This window comes from Leucobacter ruminantium (assembly GCF_017565705.1).
Classification (GTDB): domain Bacteria; phylum Actinomycetota; class Actinomycetes; order Actinomycetales; family Microbacteriaceae; genus Leucobacter; species Leucobacter ruminantium.
On record NZ_JAGDYL010000004.1, the window covers coordinates 25181 to 46526 of the forward strand.

The window sequence follows — 21346 nt, forward strand, 5'->3', positions numbered from 1 at the left end:
TCCGCCCGCTCAACCGGCGGAGGCGGCTCCCTCGCTCGCTCCCTCGACCGGCGGAGCCGAGGCCGCGGCGCGGCGCCGTGCGCGGCGCCCGCGGATCCCTCGCACCAGCAGCACGACGACCAGGGCCACGACGCCTGCGACGACCAGCCAGGGCAGCAGCACCCCCAGCACGACCAGCGCACCGCTCGCAGCGGCGCCGAGCGAGGAGAACCCGGCGAGCAGCCCCTCCCAGAAGTTCGCGGGGCCGCCTCCGGGCAGCGCGCTCTTCGAGCTGAGCGAGACCTGGATCGTGGCCTTCTCGACCTGTCCCTCGAGCGCCGTGAGCTGCGCGCGCAGTCCGTCGAGCTCCTGCTGGCGCTGCGACAGCGCCGACTCGGCCTCGAGCAGTTCGCTCGTCGAAGCCGAGTTCGACATCAGCTGCTCGAGACGCTCGACCGACGCTTTGAGCGCGCCGACCCGGGCCTCGAGGTCGACGTGCTCGGTCGTCACGTCCACCGCCGAGCGGCTCTCTGACACCACATCGCCGATCTCGCCGAGCGCTTCGAATGCCTCGTCGAGTTTGTCCGCCGGAACGCGCACGGTGAGCCACGCCGTCGATCCCTCGCCCTCCTGCCGCACCTCGAGCGACTCGACCGAGCCGTCCAGATCGGTCATCGCGGCAGCGGCATCGTCTGCGGCGGCCTCCGGGTTCGCCACCTCGATGGTCAGAGACCCCGTGCGGACCACCGACTTCTCGGCCGCCGATGAGGGATCGGCGGGTGCCTCGGCCGTGGCGCCGTCGAGCGCCCGCTGGTCGGGTGAGACCGCCGACTCGCTCGCCGCGAAGTCGGGGGCTCCCGAACTCCCGCCGGCCGCGCATGCGGAGAGCGGGATGAGCAGCAGACCGGCTGCTGCTGCTGCGGACAGGGCGCGGAGCTGTGTGCGACGAGACATGCCCACACCATAGACGGCACGGGGCCGCGGTGCTCGTGAAGGGGCTGCGCTTTCCCTGGGCGTGGCGCGATCGTTACCGTTCGCAAGAGCGCCCGTCGGCCCGCACGGATCAGTTGAGGGGGAGCGAGACGGTGCCGGTCTCGGGCGGTGCCTCGATCGTGCGCCCGCGCAGATCGGGGAGCCAGCGCATGGTGGCCGCTGCGACGATCGCGCAGATGAGGAGCAGCCCGGACGACACGAGGACGGCTCCGTGCGCGCCGGCCGCGTCGATCGCGACGCCCGCGAGCGCCGAGCCCGTGGCGACGCCCACGAGCTGCCCGGTGCCGATCCAACCGTAGGCCTCTGCCGTCTCCGAGAAGCGCACGGTGACGCCGATGATATTCGATACTGCGGCGAAGGCCGGGGCGGTGCCGAGGCCGCCGATGAAGAGCACGGCGCTCAGCCACCACATGTCGAGGCTCACGAGGCAGGCGAGGGTGCCCGCCAGCACGACGAGGATGCGCAGCAGCAGCGACCACGGCCGCATCTCGCGGTGCCCGATGAGCAGGCCCCCGACGAGGGATCCTGCCGCGAACAGCGCCAGCACGATGCCGGATTCGATGCTGCCGTGCCCACCGGAGTGGCCCGGACCGCCTCCGGCGAACGCGGCGACGACACCCGCCTCGATCGCGGAGAACGAGGCGACGAAGAAGAAGCTGATCACGGTCGTGATGACCACGGTCGGGTAGCGCAGCACCGCGCCGAAGCCGCGCTTCGGCGGGTCGAGACGCACGGTGCCGACGGCGGGGCTCATGATGAACCAGGCTCCGCCGAGCACCATGAAGGCGGCTGCGACTCCGAGGCCGACGGCGGTGCCGAACTGCGAGGAGACGAAGACCGCGACGACCGGCCCCGCGACCCAGATGAGTTCCTGGGCCGCGGCGTCGAGGGAGAAGAGGGCGGAGAGCTGGGTGGACGGCACGAGACGCGGATAGAGCGTGCGCACCGCGGGCGTGACGGGCGGCGTCGTCAAACCGATGAGCGCTGCGATGCCCGCGACGATCGCGAGCGGAAGGTGCACGACCGCGATCGTGATGAGCAGCACGCCGCAGACCAGCGAGGTCGCGCCGAGCACCGGCCGCATGCCCCAGCGGCCCATGAGCCTGCTGCTCAGCGGGCCGGAGACCGCCTGCCCCACGCTCTGCGAGGCGAGCACGACGCCGGCAGAGGTGTAGTCGCCGTAGCCGAGCTCGATGTGCAGCAGCAGGATGATCGACAGCATCCCGAACGGGAACCGGGCGGTGAGCTGAGAGGCGATGACTCGGAAGACACCCGGATTCCGTCCCAGATCACGATAAATGCCCATCAGACGAGTATATGTGCGTATTGCGCGGAGTTCGAGAGTCGAGGCTGCGGATTCAGTCGCCGGATGCGCTCACCGGCGGTGAACGCATCCGGCCCGATCAGCTGCTGGTCGAGTAGACGGGGCCGCCGCCCTGGCCCCTGCCCCGGCCGCGACCGCCCGAACGGCGGCGTCCGCCACCGCCCTGCGACTGCTCCTGGGAGCGGGACTGCTGGGATCCCTGTCGGTTCTGGCCCTGAGCGGCCTGGCCCTGCGCCGTGCCGGATCCCTGGCCCGACCCCTGACCGCGGCCGCGGCCGCCGCGCGAGCGCTTGCGCTTCGCGTTGGCGCCCTGCGACTTGCCCTCGCCAGCCGGAGCGTGACCCGCGGCCCGCTGCTGCGCGGCCTGGGCCGCGGCGCGCTTCTGCTCGGTGACGCGCGGGTCGACGCGCGGCGCGACCTCGCCGATGAGCGCGAGCACCTCGGGATCGACGCTCTTCGCCATCGGGTCAACGGGCTTGGGAGTCACACGGATCTTCGCGGCCCGCATGATCTGGCGCATCTCGCCGCGCTGCTCGGGCAGCACGAGGGTGACCACGTCGCCCTCGTTGCCCGCGCGCGCGGTGCGGCCCGAGCGGTGCAGGTAGGCCTTGTGCTCGACCGGGGGGTCCACGTGGACGACGAGATCGACGCCGTCGACGTGCACCCCGCGCGCCGCGACATCCGTGGCCACGAGCACCTTCGCCTCGCCCGACACGAACTCGGCGAGGTTGCGGTCGCGCGCGTTCTGCGACAGGTTGCCCTGCAGCTCGACGGCGGGGATACCGGCCGCGGTGAGCTGCTTCGCGAGCTTCTTGGCCTGGTGCTTCATACGCGTGAAGAAGATGCGGCGAGCGGTGCCGCTTGCGAGGGCCTCGATGAGCGCGTCCTTCTGCGTCTTACCGGCCACCTCGAAGACGTGGTGGGTGAGCTGCGGCACGGGGCTCTCTGCGGAGTCGACGGAGTGCAGGATCGGATCGTGCAGGTACTTCTTCACGATGTTGTCGACCCCGTTGTCGAGGGTCGCGCTGAAGAGCAGCCGCTGGCCCTGCTTCGGGGTCTTGTTGAGGATGCGCGTGACGACGGGCAGGAAGCCCATGTCGGCCATGTGGTCGGCCTCGTCGAGCACGGTGATCTCGACACCCGACAGGTCGACGAGGCCCTGCTTCATGAGGTCGTCGAGACGGCCTGGCGCGGCGACGACGACGTCGACGCCGGCCTCGAGCGCGGCCTCTTGGCGGCGCTGGGGGATGCCGCCGAAGATCGTCGTGACCTTCACGTGCACGGGATCGGCGAGCATCTTGACGGTCTCGGCGATCTGCGTGACGAGCTCGCGGGTGGGGGCGAGCACGATCGCGCGCGGCCGGTTCGGGCGGCGCTTCTGCTGCACGTTCTCCATGAGGTTCGCGACGAGCGGGATGCCGAACGCGATCGTCTTGCCGGAGCCGGTGCGGCCGCGGCCGAGCACGTCGCGGCCGGCGAGCGTGTCGGGCAGCGTATCGCGCTGGATGGGGAAGGGGGAGGACTTCCCGTTCTTCTCGAGCGCGTGCGCGATGGGCTCGGGCACGCCGAGCTCGATGAACGTGGGGGTCTGGGTGTCGGTCACGTGGACCTTTCCTGTCATGTGCAGCGCGGCCTCGCGGCCGTCACGATCGCGCACCTGCGTGATCGGTGAGGCCCGGGCCTGCGTCGCTGCTGGATCGGCGAGTGCGCGGGACCGCGCATCCGTTCGCCGCGGAGAGTCTCGGAGCCTCGGGCTCCGGCGGGGATCCCTGAGGGATCCCGTACGCATGAAAATCAGCGACGATGGGGTCGGCGTCGAACCGGCCCGTGGTTCCAGCCTAGCGGGTCGAGCTGTGCGGTGCGCCGTACGGCGCGGTGCCGGCCCGTCTCGTCCGGCCTACACCTCGCGGATCGGCCTCGCCGGGACCCCTGCGACGACCGTGCGGGGCGGCACGTCCTTCGTCACGACCGCGCCGGCGGCGACGATCGATCCCTCGCCGATCGTGACGCCTGGCAGCACGGTCGCGTTCGCTCCCACCCAGACGCGCGCTCCGATGCGCACCGGCGCCGGTTCGGTCGTGGCGCGCCTGGAGGGATCGAGCGAGTGGTTCAGCGTCGCGATCACGACGTTGTGCCCGATGAGGGCGTCGTCGCCGATCGTGATCCCTCCCTGATCCTGGAAGCGGCACCCGCTGTTCACGAACACGCGCTCGCCGAAGACGAGGTTCTTGCCGCAGTCGGCAGTGAACGGTGGGAAGATCGTGAGAGATTCGGGCACGGCCCGTCCCGTCAGGCGCGACATGATCCCGACCCGCTCCTCGACCCTCGTATAGCGGGTGTTGAGCTCCATGCAGATTCGGATGGCCTCGTCGGCGAGCTCGTGCATCTTCTGCGCCAGCTCGCCGCCCGGGGTCGCAGCCAGGCCCGTGTGCATCTGCGCGAGAAACTGGTCGGTGTCCATGTGCGTGCCTCTCATTCGGGACTGCGGCGGGCCGATCGGAGGTTCCCGCGGGAACCGGCGACGTTCCTCCACGCTAGGGGACTCGAATCGGCCCGGGGAGACCCTGGGAGTGCCCCTCTCGCAGGGACTCCCGCGGCGCGGCACGATCGTGTTGACTGGAGGCATCGACCTCGAGGCCGATCCCTGTACCCGACCACCCGTGCCGAAGGAGACCGCCGATGCGCACCGTCAACGCCTACGGAGCCGTGAACGCCACCGATCCGCTCGTACCGCTCATGATCGAGCGGCGAGACGTCGGCGCGCACGATGTGCTCATCGACATCGATTACGCGGGCATCTGCCACTCCGACATCCACACGGTGCGCGGTGATTGGGGGCCGATCGCCTACCCGCAGGTCGTGGGGCACGAGATCGTGGGCCGTGTCGCCGAGGTGGGCGGGGCCGTCACGAGGCATCGGGTCGGCGACCTCGTCGGTGTCGGCTGCCAGTCGAACTCCTGCCGCGAGTGCACGCAGTGCCTTCAGGGTCACGACCAGTACTGCCTGAACGGGAACACGCAGACCTACAACGGCATCGATCCCGCCGACGGCACGATCACCCAGGGCGGGTATTCGCAGGCGATCGTCACGAACGAGGACTACGTGGTCGCGATCCCCGTGGGCCTCGATCCCGCGAAGGTCGCCCCGCTCCTGTGCGCGGGGATCACGACGTACTCGCCGCTGAAGCACTGGAACGCCGGCCCGGGCACGCGTGTCGGGGTCGTCGGGATGGGCGGGCTGGGGCACATGGGCGTGAAACTCGCCGTCGCGCTCGGTGCGGACGTGACCGTGCTCTCCCGCGGCACGAAGAAGCGCGATGACGCGCTCGCCTTCGGTGCGGACCGCTACGTCGACACCACCGATGTCGGGGCGTTGCGCGAGCTGCGGGGAGGGCTCGACCTGATCGTGAACACGGTCTCCGCGGGTCTTGACATCAGTCGGTATCTGAACCTCCTCGATGTGGACGGCACGCTCGTGAACGTGGGTGCGCCCGCGGAGCCGTTCAGCGTTCCGGCGTTCGCGCTGATCCCTCGCCGTCGTTCGCTCGCGGGCTCCACGACGGGCGGTATTCCCGAGATCGAGGAGATGCTCGAGTTCTGCGCCGAGCACGGCGTCCATCCCGAGACCGAGCTCGTGAGCGCCGAGGGGATCAACGAGGCGTGGGATCGCGTGCTCTCGGCCGATGTGCGCTATCGCTTCGTCATCGACGCGAAGACCCTCTAGACGAGGGATCGGCGAGCGGCACCGCCCACGAGGCGAGCAGCCGCATGCGCTCCTCCGACGGCGAGCCCGGCTCGGCTGTGTAGGCCGTGAAGGTGAGGCCCGGCTCCGCCTCGAGCGCCATCCCCTCGTAGGCGAGGGTCATCTCGCCGACCGCGGGGTGTCTGAAGGTCTTGGTGCCGGTACCGTGGTGGCGCACGTCGTGTCCGCTCCACAGCACGCGGAACTCCCGGCTTCTCGTGCTCAGCTCGCCGATCAGATCGTGCAGGTCCTTGTCGTGCGGGTCGCGGCCCGCCTCGGTGCGCAGGATCGCCGCAGTCACCTCCGCGAACGTCTCCCAGTCGGGGTAGAAGGCGCGGGCGCGCTCATCGAGAAACGTGTAGCGGGCGAGGTTGGGCGGCTCTCCCTGCATGTCGTAGACCTCGGCGTAGAGAGCGCGGGCGAGCGAGTTGGCCGCGAGCAGGTCCATGCGACCGTTGCGTACGAAGGCGGCGCCCGCGGTGAAGCCGTCGAGCATCCACTGGAGACCCGGATGCGCCCTCCAGCCCCTCGCCGGTCGGCGACGCACCGGTCGTGCGACCGGGCTCGCGGCGTGCGCGAGGTCGAACAGGTGTGCGCGCTCGGCGTCGTCGAGCAGCAGTGCGCGCGAGATCGCGTCGAGCACCCCGGGTGAGACGCCGGAGATCGCGCCGCGCTCGATGCGGGTGTAGTACTCGACGCTCACGCCGGCGAGCGCGGCGGCCTCAGAGCGGCGCAGGCCGGGCACACGGCGGTTGGCGCCGGCGGGCAGGCCGACCCGGTCCGGCGTGACGCGCGCCCGCCGGGTCGAGAGAAACTCGCGCACCTCTGCTCGGTTGTCCATGCCAACACCCTAGAGGCCGAGCCGCTGCCGGGAGAGGCCCCGTGAGCGCCCCTCTGCGGGCCTCGCGAGGGATCCGGCAGAGCCCGCCGATCCCTCGCCCCTGCCCGTAGAGACCCGCCGCGGGAACCGGCCTCAGTTGGTGAGCTTGTTCAGCAGATCGTCGCCCGAGTCCGTGCTGTCGCCGCGCGAGCCGGAGGCCGCAGCGACATCGCCCGGCCGGTTGGCGTCGGCGACGGCGCGCTGGGAGGCGACCACCGCGTCCTCGATCATGGTCTCGCCCCGCTCGAGCGCCTGCAGGTTGCGCGCCCGCAGCGCGCGTCCCGCCTTGTCGGCCGCGACGATCGCGCTGCACTGGGCCTTGACCGAGTCGATCACGGTCCAGATGGTCTCCTCGGTGACGATGGGAGCCTGCGCCGCGTTCGCAACGGCCTCGACCGACTTCGCCGTCTCCGAGAACGCACCCTGGATGAGCTTGTTCGTGCCCTCCTGCACCGCCTCGCCGAGCTCGGCGCCCTGCTTCGCGAACACCGCCTGCTGCCACATCGCGAGCGACTGGCGGGCAGAGGGGAGACCCATGGTGCGGAACGCCGCGAGCCGCCTGCGCAGCGCGAACGTCGTCACGATGAGGTTGCGAGTGGCGGGCGCGTGGGCGAAGCCGAGGAAGAACTGCGAGCGCCAGTCGGACCAGGTCTTCTCGGTCTCGGAGAGCACGAAGGCGAGGTTGCTGTGCACCTCGCGCAGCTCGCTCACCGAGATCGTCTCGCCCTTGTACTCGACCGACTCCGACCCCGACGATTCCGCCGACCGCAGGGCGGCGTCGGCCTCGTCGAACTCCTTGCGCAGCTCCTCGATGACCTGCTCGAGCGCCGCGAGCACGGCCACGACGTCGTCCATGTGCGCGAGCGTCTGCTTGTGCAGCAGCTGGCCGCGCGAGATGTTGTCGGCGAGCGCCGACTCCATCTCCTGCAGCTTGATCTCGGCGAGGTCGATCTTGTCGGTGATGGGCTTCGACTCGCGCACCATCGTGGTCAGCGTGTAGCGGCCCTTCTTGAACCAGCCCACGATCGAGTTCACGGCCTCCTCGATCTTGGGAGAGCGCCACTTCTTCTCGAAGCCGTCCATCTCGCGCAGCATGTCGTTGACGATCACGTCGGCCTCGGGCACCTTGATGTCGCGCTGCGCCTCGAGCAGCTGCACCGACGCGCTGTTCATCTTCTGCATGATCGGGCCGCCGAAGGTGACGATCTGGTTCACGTCGTCGATGAACTTGCGTGCGAGCGCCGGCGCACCCTTCTGCAGGTCCGAGAGCTGCTTCTCGGTGAGCAGGCTGCGGAACTTGAACACCGCGTCCTCAGGGCGGGCGACCTCGACGTCGCCCTGCGAGGTCCGGGCGATCGCGGCTTCGAGCGGGGTGCCCTGCACCTCGGGTGCCTGCGTGTCGCCCGGCTCCATCAGCTCGGCGAAATCCACTGCGACGGTCTCTTCAGACATCGATCATCTCCTGTTCGGTGGTCGGGTTGATGCTATTTCTCGCGGTCGCTGTAGACGTCCGACAGCTTGGCCTCGGCGACGGTCCTGATGAGCGAGTCGAGTGCCACCTTGAAGTCGAGGTCGCGCGACTCGTTGACCTGCCTGATGTTCTCGACGGCCTGGAGGTCGACGGCCTCGACCGCCTGCCGCACCTCCGCGATACGGGCCTCGGGACCGCTCCAGTACTGCGGGTTCGCCATGATGTCGCCGTAATAGTCATCGTCGAGCGCCTTGTGCAGCTTGGTCAGCGTGTCCTTGTACTGCGCCTGCAGCAGCCGGATCTGCTGGTCGGTGCCGCGCTTGCGCACGCGGATGAAGAGCTCGGAGAGGTGCTGGGCGAGGGAGGAGAGCCGGTCGCCGATGTCGGGATACGCGGCGGCCCGCTCGCGCAACCGCTCGATGGCGTCTCTCACGACGTCGCCGTCACCGCCGTCGAGCGCCTTGGCGAGCTCCCTCTCGAGGCGCCGGTTCGACGTGATGATGCGCGCACCGCGGGCCCTGCGCCTCCTGGCGATGATCAGCACCGCGCCGCCGGCCACGACGATCGCCGCGAGGATCGCGATCCCGAGGGCGATGCCGCTGCCGACCGAGCTCCCTCCGCCGCCGTTCCCGGCGAGATCCTGCGAGACCGCCGCGATGGCGAGACCGCCGTCGGCCTCGCCCTGCGAGTACAGGGCCTCGGCGATACCGGCGCCGTCGCCGTCCGATGCCACGGCGAAGCGATCCTTCGCGTAGTCCTCGACGATGATCACGGTGTCCGCGCCGGTCGCGCTCTTGAACTGCGCGGCGAGGGTGCTCGACTGCACGCTCTCGGCCTGGTCGGGCTGCGGGATCACGACGACGCGCACGCCCTCGGGGAGGGAACCGGCGAGCTCGCCGGCGTTCGAGATCGATGCGCCGTCGAACAGGCAGACCGCCCGGTCCCCGCAGGCCTCGACGAGCTGATTCGCGTCGGTGACGGCGAGAGCGGGTGCGCCGCTCGCGAGCACGGCGGCTGAGGCGACCGCGAGGCCTGCCAGGCCCGCTGTGATGCTCTGAGGAAGTCGCACGGTCACCGCCTAGAAGTTGTTCATGACCGACTGGAAGGTCTCGGTGATCTTCGCGGGATCAGTCGCGTCGAAGACCTGCCCGCCCGATGCGCGAGCGAGCTTCGCGAGCGCCTCGACGTCGGCGCTGCTCGAGTAGGCGATCGCGAAGATGCGCACCGGCTTGCGGTTGCCGCCCTCCTTCTGATCGGCGTTGATCTTCTGCACGAGGGTGTCGAGTCGAGTCGCCGAGTCGGTGTCCTCGCCGTCCGAGAGCACGACGATCGCGTTGATGCGGCCCTCTTCGGCGTGGGCCTTCATGTAGTCGTAGGCCTCGGAGATCGCGTCGTACATGGGGGTGCCCGCGCGCTGACTGTTCGCCAGGTCGGCGATGTCGGACTGCAGGCCCTCCTTGTCGCCGCCGAGCGCGCTGAAGGGGCGCACGACTCCGATGCCGTTCACCCGTTCGCCGTCGATCTCCGTGGTGAGGCCGGTGGTGAACGCCCACACGCCGATCTCGTCGGTTGACCGCACCTCGCCGAGCGTGGTCGACGCGCCCTCGATGGCGCCGTCGAGGCGGGTCTTGCCGTCGCCGATCGACTCGTCCATCGACCCCGAGATGTCGATGAGCTGCAGCACGGCGGAGGGCTTGCGGATCGTGGCCCACTGGTCGATCGCGGCCGACACCACCTCGGGCGCGGGCTGGGGGAGCGTGACCGCGGGCTGCGCAGGGTCGATGCCCACATCGGAGTTCAGGTACTCGCTCACGTCGATGCCGTCGTCGAGCGGGCGGAAGCCGTACTTCGGCAGCTCCTGCTGCGCCTCGGCGGTATGGAGGAACTTCACGAAGGCCTCTGAGGCCTCCTGCTGCTCGGGAGTGACCCAGTCGGCGTGCAGCACGACGGCGGGGTTGTCGCTCCACATCGAGCCGCCGCTCGGATAGATCGCGACGAGCTTCTCGTCGGGCGGGGTGAGCTGTTCGCCCGGCTGCACCGTGTGCGAGTCGGGATTGCCCAGATTGTAGTTGTAGAGCGAGGTCTCCTCGAGCGCGACGGCGCTCACGTAGTTCGAGCCGCTCCCCGAGGTCTTGTCGGCGAGGTTCTGCAGCACCTTGCCCGTCGTGTCGCCGTAGTGGATGGCGCCCGACTCGAATACGCGCGAGAAGTCCTGGGCGGCGGCGACGTCCGCCGTGGTCAGGTCCTGAGACTTGCCGGAGGCGGCGTAGGCCTGCATCAGCAGCATCGACATGCCGGTGGTCGAGCTGTTCGGGTTGGTCTTGGCGATCTTGAACGACCCCCACATGGGCTTGCCGACGGCGCCCCAGCCGTCGGGGCTCGCGATCAGATCGTGGATCTCGGGGATGCCGATCTGCTTGCCCGGGTATCCGAGAGCCTTCGCCATCGACTCGGGCATGCCGAACACGATGGGGGTCTTCGCGAAGCTCTCGGCGTTCGCGACGACCTTCTCGCCGGCGATCGAGGCGACGCGATCGGTCCACACGGTCGAGGCGGGCGACCACACCGACGGGGCGGTGTCGTCGCCGAGGGCCCAGGTCTTCGTCGAGTCGGAGAGGTATTCGGCCGCGCGGCCCGAGGCCACGTTGACGGGATGCACGGTGGCGCAGCTGCCGAGCGCGTCGTGCTCGGAGGACTCCTTGAACTTCTTCCCGAGCTCCTCCATCAGGTTCACCTTCTCGGAGGAGGTCGCGACGACCACCGGCGTGCAGCCGTCCGAGCCCATGCCGCCCTGCCCGCCGCCCGCCGAGCAGCCGGTGAGTACGAGAGCCGAGGCGGCGATGACCGCTGCGGCCGTTCTCGTCAGCTTGCGATACGACGCGCCACTCATCACGATCTGCGGTCCTCCCGTGTGCGTTCCCCGGTACGCGAATCGCGGTGCCGAACCGCCGATTCGATCGGCCGAGCTTCGCCACTCGTCGCATACATCGTTCGTAGTCCACTGTAGGGCAAAGCAGGCGCGGTCTCGCTGTGCGATGCGCCGTGAGCGGGCGAGGGATCGGGGAGGAACCCGGATCCCTCGCCGCTTCCGGGCCCGCTCGCGGGCGGCACGGATCCCTCGCGAATGAAACGGATTTCTGCCGAAACCGAGAAGAACCGTGATTCTGCGCCTCCCGAATCGGAGGGATCGCGACGTGTGAGGCGCTTATGGTTGAAACATGGGACGCATTCACATCCGCGAGTTTCACGACGACGACCTCGACGCAGTGGTGCGGCTGTGGTGGGAGGCGAGTTCCTCCTCGGAGCAGCCGGTCTACTCGCTCGCCGAGGTCACGGCTTCCTGCCGCGAGGATCACGCCGTCGTCGCGGTGCGCGGCAACGAGGTGGTCGCCGCGGCCGTGGGGCGCGCGGCGCACGCCCAGGGGTGGGTCGTGTTCTTCGGTGTGGCCGAGGACGCCCGCTCCGAGAACGTCTCGGGCGCGCTGCTCGACTCCCTGGAGCGCAAGATGGCGCCGCTCGGCCTCTCGACGCTCTCCGTGCTGATGCCCGAGGGCAGCCGCATCGACCTGCTCACCTCGAACGGCTTCCAGCTGCGGCACAGCCTGCGCTACCTGGAGCGCCAGATGCCCGTGCAGCGGCGCGAGCTCGATCTGCTGAAGGACGTCGGCGGGCGCATCCTGCCGCGCCACCTGTGGCAGAACGTGGCCGGGATGCGGCACGAGAAGCAGCTGCTCGAGGAGCGGCTGGTCGCCCCGCTCGCGCAACCCGAACTCGCCGATCGCTACGGTGTCGTCCCGCCGCGGGCCGTCATGCTCTTCGGGCCTCCCGGCACCGGCAAGACGACCTTCGCGAAGGCGGTGGCCTCGCGGCTCGACTGGCCGTTCGTCGAGGTGTTCCCGTCGCGGCTCGGAGACGGCAAGGCGTCGATGGCGGCGTCGTTGCGCAGTGTGTTCGAGCGCATCGGGGAGCTCGAGCACGGGGTCGTGTTCATCGACGAGGTCGAGGAGATCGCCTCTCAGCGCAGCGACCCGCCCACACCGACCCAGGGCGTCACGAACGAGCTGCTGAAGATCGTCGCCGACTTCCGCAGCCGCGAAGGGCTGCTGCTCGTCTGCGCCACGAATTTCGTGCGGGGTCTCGACGCTGCCTTCATGCGGCACGGCCGCTTCGACTACGTGCTGCCGATCGGGCTGCCCGACGCCGACGCCCGCGAGGCGATCTGGCGGCGCTACGTGCCCGCCGAGGTCGCCGGAGGGATCGACTTCGCGATGCTCGTCGCGCGCAGCGAGGGGCTCACGCCCGCGGACATCGAGTACGCGGCGCGGCGCGCGTCGCAGGAGGCGCTGGCCCGCGCACTGCGGGGAACCGGGGAGAGCGGGGCTCCCGCGGATCTCTCGACCGGCGACTACGCCGCTGCGCTCGAAGTGACGCGCGCGACGGTCTCGGACGAGCAGCAGGCCTCGTTCCTCGAGGACATCGAGCTGCTCGCGCGGCTGTAGAAGCGGGGCGCGGGCCCCCGCTGTCGGTGGTACCCGCTAGCGTCGGAGACGGGGCGGCATCCGGCTCGCACCGCGGAGGGAGACGGCGTGTTCGTACAGGAGCGGGCAGACGGCACGGGGCTGCGCATCATGACGAGCGCGAGCGACCTGACAGCCGCGAGCGCCTGCGAGTTCGCCTTCCTCCGCCGCGCCGATGCGAAGCTCGGCCGCGACGTCGAGGTACCGCCCGACGACGACCCGATGCTGGCGCGGGCGGCGCGCCTCGGAGATGCGCACGAGGAGCGGGTGCTGACCGCGTATCGCGATGCGCTGGGCGAGGGATTCGCGGGGGCACCGGGCGGAGTGGTCGAGATCGCGCGCTGCGACCCGCGCGACGAGTTAGCGCTCGCGAGGCTCGCCGCCCAGACCGTCGCAGCGCTGCGCGGCGGAGCCGATGTCGTCTTCCAAGCGACCTTCTTCGAGCCGTCGCAGCGGCCTGCCGCGCCCGGCTCGGACGAGCCCGAGATCGGTTTTCTCGGCTTCGCCGACTTCCTCGCGCGCACCGAGGACGGAGCCTACGAGGTGCAGGACACGAAGCTCGCGCGGCGTGCGAAGGTGACGGCGCTCATGCAGCTCGCCGCGTACGCGGAGCAGCTCGAGCGCGTCGGTGCGCCGGTCGCGGGGGAGGCGGTGCTGATCCTCGGCGACGGGGCGCGCTCCCGGCACCGCATCGCCGACATCGCCCCCGTGTTCCGCGCACGGCGGTCGCGGCTGCACCGGCTGCTGCTCGAGCGCTTCGCCGCAGCGGGGGCCGACGGGCGGCGGGAGAGCGCGGCGCCGATCGCGTGGGGAGCCGCGGGCGTCGCCGCCTGCGGCCGCTGCGAGGTGTGCGAGCCCGAGATCGTGCGGACGAGGGATCCGCTGCTGGTCGCGGGCATCCGCCGAACGCAGCGCGATGCGCTCCTCGCGGCGGGCGTCGGCACGATCGAGGCGGTGGCCGGCGCGCGCGAGGTCGACGGCATCGCCGCGCAGGCGCTCGAGCGCATCGCGGCGCAGGCCGCCGTGCAGGTCGAGGCCGAGGCGCTCGCCGCCGGAGCGGGAGGCGCGACGGTGCCGCCCGTCCGCGTCGTCGACGCGTCGGCGCTCGCGGCGATCCCTCCGCCGAGCCCCGGAGATCTCTTCTTCGATTTCGAGGGGGACCCGATGTTCCGCGAGCCGGGCGATGCGGGCACCGCGAGGTGGGGGCTCGATTACCTCTTCGGCATGGTCGACGCCGAAGAGCGGTTCACACCGCTCTGGGCGCACGACCTCGCCGCGGAGCGGCGCGCGCTGCTCGCCTTCCTCGATCTCGTCGAGGAGCGCAGGCGCCGCCATCCCGACATGCGCATCTATCACTACGCCTCCTATGAGCGCACCCACCTGCTCTCGATCGCGGCGAGGCACGGCGCGGGCGAGGCGCGCGTCGATCGTCTGCTGCGCGAGCACGTGCTGGTCGACCTCTATCCGATCGTGCGGTCGGCGCTGCGCATCGGCACTCGGTCCTACTCGATCAAGAAGCTCGAACCGCTCTACATGGGCGACGAGCTGCGCGACGCAGACGGGGTGACGAGCGGTGCGCAATCGGTGACCGAGTACGCCGAGGCGAGCGCGCTGCTCGCCTCCTCGGACACGGCGGAGCGGGCGGAGGGGGAGCGGCGCCTCGACGCGATCGCCGACTACAACCGCTACGACTGCGTCTCGACCCTGCGGTTGCGCGACTGGCTGCTGGGAATCGCGGCCGAGCGCGGCGTCGAGCCGCACCGGGCCGAGGAGCCGGCCGATGCGGGGCCGGAACTCGAGCTGAGCGCCGTGGCCGCCGCACTCGCCCGGCACGCCGATGCCGCCGACGATCCGGGCGACCGCACCGCGGCGGCGCTCGCTGCAAGCGCCATCGACTATCACCAGCGCGAGCAGAAGGCCTTCTGGTGGGCGCACTTCGCACGGCTCGTCGACCCGGTCGACGACTGGGCCGAGACCCGCGATGTGCTCGTCGTCGATGAGGCGAGCAGCGGGGTGCTCGAGGACTGGTTCAGGCCGCCGCGGGCGCGGGTGGACCGGCGGCGCCTGCGCCTGCGCGGCGAGGTCGCACCGGGCAGTCGCCTGCGCGCCGGGGGCGAGACCTATCTGCTCTACGCCCACCCCGCCCCGTTCCCGCAGCCGGGCGCCGCTCCCGGCGCGCGCGGGGCGCGCAGGGCCAGGATCGTCGAGGTCTTCGACGGCGGGGTGATCGTGGAGGAGACCGCGGGAGGCGGAACGGTGCACGACGCCCTTCCGATGGCGCTGACCCCGGGGCCGCCGCCGCCCGCCGGCGCGCAGAGGAGCGCGATCGAGGAGTGGGGCGCGGAGCTCGCCGCGGAGCTCGAACGAGGGCGCTTTCCGAGCGATCCGGTCGTCGACCTGCTGCGCCGTTCGCGGCCCCGCCTGCGGGCGGGCGGAGGGCTCGTCCCCGTCGATTCGGAGGCGGCGCTGTCGGCGGCCGGCGGCGACCCCGAGGCCCGCACGATCGGCGCGGTGGTCGCGAGTCTCGCGGGCCTCGACCGCAGCTTCCTGGCGGTGCAGGGGCCGCCCGGCACCGGCAAGACCTACCTCGCGGCGCGCGTCATCAAGCACCTGGTCGAGGAGCGGGGCTGGTGCATCGGCGTGGTCGCGCAGTCCCACAAGGTCGTCGAGAACGTGCTCGAGGGAGCGGTTCGCGCAGGCCTCGCCCCGCAGCGCGTCGGCAAGGTGCCGCAGGGCGGCGCCCTCGAGGAGGGCGCGGAGGAGCCGGCCTACACGGTGCTGTCGAGGAACGGCCAGCTGCCGTTCGTCCGGTCGCACCGGGAGACGGGCCTGGGCTGCGTGGTCGGCGGCACCGCCTGGGACTTCAGCAACTCAGCCCGCTTCGAGCGTCGCGGCCTCGACCTGCTCGTCGTCGACGAGGCCGGGCAGTTCTCGCTCGCGCCCACGATCGCGGCGTCCGTCGCGGCCGAGCGACTGCTGCTGCTCGGCGATCCGCAGCAGCTGCCGCAGGTGTCGCAGGGCAGCCACCCCGAGCCCGTCGACGCTTCGGCGCTCGGCTGGCTGCTCGGCGAGCACGAGACCGTGCCGCCCTCGCTCGGCTACTTCCTCTCCGAGACGCGGCGCATGCGCCCGGAGCTCGCCGAGATCGTATCGGAACTCGCCTACGACGGCAGGCTGCACGCCCACCCGGGCGCTTCGGAGCGGCTGGTCTCCGGGGCCGGCCCCGCCGGGCTCGTGCGGCACGCAGTGCCGCACCGCGGCAACTCGACGCATTCGACCGAGGAGGCGGCGGAGGTCGTGCGTCTCGCGCAGCGGCTGCTGCGCGGATTCCTCCGGCAGGGGGATGCGCCTCCGCGCCCGCTCGAACCGAGCGACGTCATCGTGGTCGCGCCCTACAACGCGCACGTCGAGTGCATCGCCGAGGCGCTCGACGCCGTGGGACTCAGCGAGATCCGGGTCGGGACCGTCGATAGATTCCAGGGCCAGGAGGCCGTACTCGCGATCGTCGCGCTCGCCGCCTCGAGTCCCGAGGACGTGCCGCGAGGGCTCGAGTTCCTGCTCATGCGCAACCGCCTCAACGTCGCCATCAGCCGGGCGCAGTGGGCGGCGCACCTCGTCTCCTCCGACAGGCTCGGCGAGGGGCTCCCGACGAGCGCCGAGGGCCTCGCTGCGCTCTCGGGGTACCTCCGCCTGCTGGAGCGCGCTTCGGTCGCGGACGCTAGCCTGGAGGCATGGTGAAACCCGGAGGCCCCTTCAAGACCCCGCCGTCGAGTCCACTGCCGGATCTCGTGCCGTCCGCGGCTGCTGCAGATCCGGTTCAGACCGAGATTCCCGTGCCCCGCGCCTCGCGGCGATCGGAGATCCCCGCCTTCGAGGTGATGCGCATCACCGACGAGATCGCGCGCCGTCGGCTCGCAGGCCACGACGTCGTCTCGCTCTGCGCAGGCGAGCCGAGCGCGCGTCCCGCACCGGGCACGCTGAAACCCGCCGGCTACACCGGTCCGCTCGGCACGATGCCGCTGCGCGAGGCCATCGCCGGCCACTACCGCGACTGGTACGGGGTCGAGCTCGAGCCGCAGACCGTGGCGGTGACGACGGGTTCCTCCGGCGCGTTCCAGCTCGTCTTCCTCACCGCCTTCGATCCGGGCGACCGGGTCGCGCTCGCGAGCCCCGGCTACCCGGCCTACCGCAACATCCTGCGCGCGCTCGGCGTCGACGTCGTCGAGATCCCCACCGGCTCTGCGACCAGATACCAGCCGACGCCCGAGCTGCTCGACGCGGCCGTCGCCGAGCGCGGCCCGCTCGCGGGGCTGATCATCGCGTCGCCCGCGAACCCGACGGGCACGATGCTCGGCCGAGGCGAGCTCTCGGCTCTCGTCGAGTGGTGCCGCGCGAACGGCACGCGCCTCATCAGCGATGAGATCTACCACGGCATCACCTTCCCCGAGGCGGGCGACCCCGATCCGCGCGGTGTCTCCGCTCGCGAGCTCGACCCCGAGGCGATCATCATCAACTCCTTCTCGAAGTACTGGGGCATGACCGGGTGGCGTCTCGGCTGGGCGATCCTGCCGCAGAGCCTCGTCGCCCCGCTCGAAGCGCTCGCCTCCAACTTCGCGCTCTCCCCGCCCGCGCCCGCCCAGGAGCTGGCCCTCACCGCCTTCACCGCAGAGAGCTACGCCGAGCGCGACGCGGTGGTCGCGGGCTTCGCGCGCGCCCGGGCGCTGATCCTCGCGGCCGAGCCCGAACTCGGCTGGGGCGAGGCCGCCCCCTCGGACGGCGCCTTCTACTACTACTCCGAGCTGGGCCCGCAGCTCGACCGCTTCGGCGATTCGGTCGCCTACGCCCGCGCGCTGCTCGAACGGGCCGACGTCGCGCTCGTGCCCGGCGTCGACTTCGACCCGGTCGCAGGCGGGCGCTCGGTGCGCCTCTCGTACGCGGCGGGCGAGGCCGCGGTCGAGGAGGCGCTCGCGCGAATCATCCGCTTCCAGCGCGGCTGAGCGTTCCGGCGGCGGCTGAGCGGGCCGCTCGCGGCCGAGCCCGCCGGGTCCCGCGGCGACCGTCCGTGCGCCGCGAAACGCGAAGGGGGTGAGGGATCCGCGGATCCCTCACCCCTCGATGCGGGCGCCAGGAGCGCCCCGCGCCCGCTCAGTACTCGATGACGCTGCGGATGCCCCGGCCCTTGCGCATCTGCGCGAACGCCTCGTTGACCTCTTCGAGCTTGATGCGGTCGGTGATCATCGAGTCGAGGTCGACGCGGCCCTCCATGTAGAGGTCGATGATCTTCGGGAAGTCGATCGACATGCGGGTCGAGCCGTAGTTGCAGCCGATGAGCTTCTTCTCCTGGTCGCTCATCACGAACGGGTCGATCGTGATCTTCACGCCGTCGGCGACCTGGCCGACGACGACGGCCGTGCCGCCGCGGCGGATCGCCTCGTAGCAGGCCTCGATCGTGAACGGCAGGCCGATGGCCTCGAACGCGTAGTCGACGCCGCGTCCGCCGGTGAGTTCGCGTACGGCCTCGACGAGGTCGCGCTCCCGGCTGTTGACGGTGTGCGTGGCGCCGAACTGACGGCCGAGCTCGAGCTTCTCCTCGCTCACGTCGGCGACGATGATCTGCTTCGCACCGGCGAGGCGGGCGCCCTGCACGACGTTGAGGCCGACGCCGCCGCAGCCGACCACGAGCACGGTCGAGCCCGGCTCGACCTTCGCGGTGTTGGTGACGGCACCGATGCCGGTCGTCACGGCGCAGCCGACGAGCGCGGCCTGGGCGAGCGGGGCGTCCTTGCGGATCTTGATCGCCGCCGAGGCGGGCACCATGGCGTGGTCGCCGAAGGAGCCCACGGCGAGGAAGCTCTTCACATCCTGCTCGCCGTCGCTGAGGCGCGGCTTGCCATCGAAGAAGACATGCTGGTACGCGGTCTCGTTGGCGAGCTGGCACAGCACGGGGTTGCCCGAGACGCAGAACTCGCACTTCTGGCACGACGGCGTCCACGACAGGATCACGTGGTCGTCGACCTCGAGGTCGGTGACCTCGCTGCCCACGGCGACGACGACGCCGGCGCCCTCGTGGCCGAGCACGAGGGGAGCGGGGGTGTCCCACTCGCCGTCGAGCGCGTGCAGATCGGAGTGGCAGACACCCGATGCCGCAAGCTTGACGAGCACCTCGTTCGGCCCGGGTTCGGACGAGATCTGGAGGTCCTGGATCTCGAGGGGCTGCTCGGGGCCGACGAATACGGCGGCTTTCACATCGATCATGAGGGATCCTTTCAGTGGCGGGTGGTCGGGTCGGTCGCGGTGCTCGCGGGGCACCAGGTGCGGAGCGAGCGGATGAGGTCGAGGATGCGGTCGGGCTCTCCGGCCGGGAACGCCGTCGCCTTGAAGACGGGAGGGATGAGCACCCACACGTACGAGCCGCCCATGGGCACGAGGCTCAGGCGACGGGCGTGCTTCGGGCCGCTGACATCGGCCTTGATCAGGTCGATGCGGCCGAGGTGCTTCTCGATGCGCCGGTTCATGGAATCGAGAACGGGAGAGGCGAGGGATCCCTGCCGGTCATCGCGGCGCACGAAGCGCGCTCCCTGCCTGCCCCTGTGCGAAAGTTCGAGGTCGGCGGGCACGGGGGTGTCGGCGGGGAGCTCGGTCGTGATGCGCAGGTTGTAGACCCGGGAGAAGACGTAGTTGCCCGGATCGTAGCCGAGCGTGAGCACGATGCCGTCGCGCGTGCGCACGGTGACGCTGGTCTGATCGGAGCCCGTGACCGCGCCGAACTGCTCGGCGGTGCGCCGCAGCGCGGCGCGGGCGCGGTCCACGATGGGGCCGGCGCCCGCGAGCGCGTCGCGGCGGGTGCGCTGAGCCTTGCTCACGCGTCGCTCCCGAGCCGCCCGTCTGCCGCGAGGGCGTCGTCGTACTCGTGGCCGAGGTCCTCGGAGCGCACGACGATGTTGCTCTGCGTGTGGGTGAGGTCGGTCGGCGCGAACAGCGGCAGACGGTTGCGCTTCAGCCAGATGATCCCGAAGAGCGCGATCGCTGCGAGCACGACGCCTGCGCTGCCCCACACCACGAGACGCTGCGACATGTCGGGCACGATGAAGATGATCAGGTACGCGCACGACGCGATGCCGAGGATCTGGGGCACCGGGTAGAGCGGCGTCTTGAAGGGCCGCTTCGCCTCGGGGTAGCGGCGGCGCAGCACGATGACGTCGATCTGGGCGATGATGTAGCTGAGCAGCCAGGTGACGCAGGCGATGCTGATGAGGTTCAGGATCAGGTCGATGCCGCCCTGGGCGAAGGTCGAGTAGAGCAGCACGGCGGCCATGCAGCCGGCGGTGACGAGCATGCCGGCCCAGGGGACGCGGCTGCGGCGGCTGATCTTGCCGAACCACTTCGGCAGCAGGCCCTCGTTCGCGAGGCCGTAGAGCATGCGGGGGATCGCGGCGAGGTAGGAGTTGCCGGTCGAGAAGGAGGCGAGGATCGTGACGACCGTCATGACCAGGCCGCCGGTCGCGCCGAAGATCGCGGTAGCGCCCACGACGTGGGGGATCGAGGAGGTCGCCATCTCGGCGAGGTCGGCGTAGCGGGTGGCACCCCAGCCGAAGAGCACGTCGACGAGGAAGATGGTGCAGACGCCGACGACCATCGCGAGGGGGATGTTCTTCCACGGCTTCTTGACCTCTTCGGCCAGCGGCGCGACGAATTCCATGCCGATGTAGAGCCAGATCGCGACCGCGCCCATCGAGGCGAGGGTGCTCCAGTCGGTCGCGAGGAGCGGGTTGTCGACGCGCTCGCCCGTGGCGAAGCCGAAGACGCCCGCGAGGCCCATGATCGCGAGGATGCCCATCATGCCGAAGACGACGGGGATCTGCACGCGGGCGAAGATATCGACGCCCGAGATGTTGAGCGTGAGCAGGATCGCGAGCAGGATGAACGAGAAGGCCGGGGCCGGGAAGCCCGTGAGCGATTCGAAGGAGTCGCCTGCGACGAGCAGCTGGGTGCCGCCGTCAGCCGAGACGAGCACGAGGTAGCCGCCGAGCACCGCGATGATCGCCATGAGGCGGCCGAGCGCTGGGAGAGTGTACTCGCCGACCATGCCGCCTCCGGGGAGCATGGAGGCGAGCTCGCCGTAGGAGATGGCGACCATCGTGATGATCACGAGGCCGATCAGCGCCGGGATGGCGAAGGCGAGGCCGCCGGTGCCGAACCCGTTGCCGAGAGAGACCATCGCGGTACCCGACACCACGAGACCTGTGGAGGCCGCGTAGGCCGCTCCGAATCCGAGACTCCGCTTGAGTTTTGTCATTGAGTTATCGGCCCCTTTGCCCGATCGTGAGAATGTGTCAGCTGTCAGCATGCACCTGGACGACAGGAATCGCACTCGACACAATGTTGTTTTTTGCGACCTTCATCGACAGAATGACGGATATCTGAAGGTGAGGGATCCGACG

The 21346-nt window shown here is 70.6% G+C and carries 15 protein-coding genes; 4 read left to right on the forward strand and 11 right to left on the reverse strand.

Going from position 1 to position 21346, the window contains the following annotated elements; genetic code table 11:
• Positions 1 to 9: 9 nt before the first annotated feature.
• The 4 genes from J4H91_RS02705 to J4H91_RS02720 all read right to left on the reverse strand — a co-directional run bounded on the left by J4H91_RS02705 (position 10) and on the right by J4H91_RS02720 (position 4757).
• Complete coding sequence (locus tag J4H91_RS02705; RefSeq protein WP_208044726.1) at positions 10 to 933, reverse strand: DUF4349 domain-containing protein; 924 nt, start codon at positions 931 to 933, stop codon at positions 10 to 12.
• A gap of 109 nt (positions 934 to 1042) precedes the next feature.
• A complete protein-coding gene (locus J4H91_RS02710) occupies positions 1043 to 2278 on the reverse strand; it encodes an MFS transporter (RefSeq protein WP_208044727.1) in 1236 nt (411 codons plus the stop codon).
• 97 nt (positions 2279 to 2375) lie between these two features.
• Entirely contained in the window at positions 2376 to 3917 is a 1542-nt protein-coding gene (locus J4H91_RS02715) for a DEAD/DEAH box helicase (protein WP_243752569.1), read from the reverse strand.
• A gap of 276 nt (positions 3918 to 4193) precedes the next feature.
• Positions 4194 to 4757, reverse strand: coding sequence for a sugar O-acetyltransferase (locus J4H91_RS02720; RefSeq protein WP_208044729.1), 564 nt, complete (start codon positions 4755 to 4757; stop codon positions 4194 to 4196).
• Positions 4758 to 4975: 218 nt separating this feature from the next.
• Here J4H91_RS02720 and J4H91_RS02725 point away from each other — a divergent pair, with 218 nt between their 5' ends.
• Entirely contained in the window at positions 4976 to 6019 is a 1044-nt protein-coding gene (locus J4H91_RS02725; RefSeq protein WP_208044730.1) for an NAD(P)-dependent alcohol dehydrogenase, read from the forward strand.
• On the opposite strand, the gene J4H91_RS02730 is transcribed toward J4H91_RS02725, so the two are convergent.
• The 4 genes from J4H91_RS02730 to J4H91_RS02745 all read right to left on the reverse strand — a co-directional run bounded on the left by J4H91_RS02730 (position 5997) and on the right by J4H91_RS02745 (position 11278).
• Entirely contained in the window at positions 5997 to 6878 is an 882-nt protein-coding gene (locus J4H91_RS02730) for a helix-turn-helix transcriptional regulator (RefSeq protein WP_208044731.1), read from the reverse strand. The genes J4H91_RS02725 and J4H91_RS02730 overlap by 23 nt on opposite strands.
• Before the next feature lie 132 nt (positions 6879 to 7010).
• Positions 7011 to 8369 (reverse strand): toxic anion resistance protein, encoded by a 1359-nt coding sequence (locus J4H91_RS02735; RefSeq protein ID WP_208044732.1) that lies wholly within the window; start codon positions 8367 to 8369, stop codon positions 7011 to 7013.
• 32 nt (positions 8370 to 8401) lie between these two features.
• Positions 8402 to 9457 carry a hypothetical protein gene (locus J4H91_RS02740; RefSeq protein WP_208044733.1) on the reverse strand — a complete coding sequence of 352 codons (1056 nt, stop codon included), beginning with the start codon at positions 9455 to 9457 and terminating at the stop codon, positions 8402 to 8404.
• Positions 9458 to 9466: 9 nt separating this feature from the next.
• The gene (locus tag J4H91_RS02745) at positions 9467 to 11278 is read right to left on the reverse strand and encodes a substrate-binding and vWA domain-containing protein (protein ID WP_208044734.1); all 1812 of its coding nucleotides are present in this window, start codon (positions 11276 to 11278) and stop codon (positions 9467 to 9469) included.
• Positions 11279 to 11606: 328 nt separating this feature from the next.
• On the opposite strand from J4H91_RS02745, the gene J4H91_RS02750 reads away from it, so the two are divergent.
• The 3 genes from J4H91_RS02750 to J4H91_RS02760 all read left to right on the forward strand — a co-directional run bounded on the left by J4H91_RS02750 (position 11607) and on the right by J4H91_RS02760 (position 17902).
• Positions 11607 to 12887, forward strand: a complete 1281-nt coding sequence (locus tag J4H91_RS02750; protein WP_208044735.1) for an ATP-binding protein — start codon at positions 11607 to 11609, stop codon at positions 12885 to 12887.
• 87 nt (positions 12888 to 12974) lie between these two features.
• Positions 12975 to 16643 carry a TM0106 family RecB-like putative nuclease gene (locus J4H91_RS02755; RefSeq protein WP_208044736.1) on the forward strand — a complete coding sequence of 1223 codons (3669 nt, stop codon included), beginning with the start codon at positions 12975 to 12977 and terminating at the stop codon, positions 16641 to 16643.
• On the forward strand, positions 16637 to 17902 hold the full coding sequence (locus J4H91_RS02760) for a pyridoxal phosphate-dependent aminotransferase (protein WP_208044737.1): 1266 nt from the start codon (positions 16637 to 16639) through the stop codon (positions 17900 to 17902). Before J4H91_RS02755 ends, J4H91_RS02760 begins: the two co-directional genes overlap by 7 nt.
• A gap of 148 nt (positions 17903 to 18050) precedes the next feature.
• On the opposite strand, the gene J4H91_RS02765 is transcribed toward J4H91_RS02760, so the two are convergent.
• The 3 genes from J4H91_RS02765 to J4H91_RS02775 are packed head-to-tail and all read right to left on the reverse strand — an operon-like array spanning position 18051 to position 21201.
• Positions 18051 to 19160: a Zn-dependent alcohol dehydrogenase gene (locus J4H91_RS02765; RefSeq protein ID WP_208044738.1), complete on the reverse strand. Its 1110-nt coding sequence runs from the start codon at positions 19158 to 19160 to the stop codon at positions 18051 to 18053.
• Between the two features lie 11 nt (positions 19161 to 19171).
• A complete protein-coding gene (locus tag J4H91_RS02770; protein WP_208044739.1) occupies positions 19172 to 19768 on the reverse strand; it encodes a DUF3156 family protein in 597 nt (198 codons plus the stop codon).
• Positions 19765 to 21201 (reverse strand): APC family permease, encoded by a 1437-nt coding sequence (locus J4H91_RS02775; protein ID WP_208044740.1) that lies wholly within the window; start codon positions 21199 to 21201, stop codon positions 19765 to 19767. The genes J4H91_RS02770 and J4H91_RS02775 overlap by 4 nt, the downstream gene beginning before the upstream one ends.
• Between the last annotated feature and the right edge of the window lie 145 nt (positions 21202 to 21346).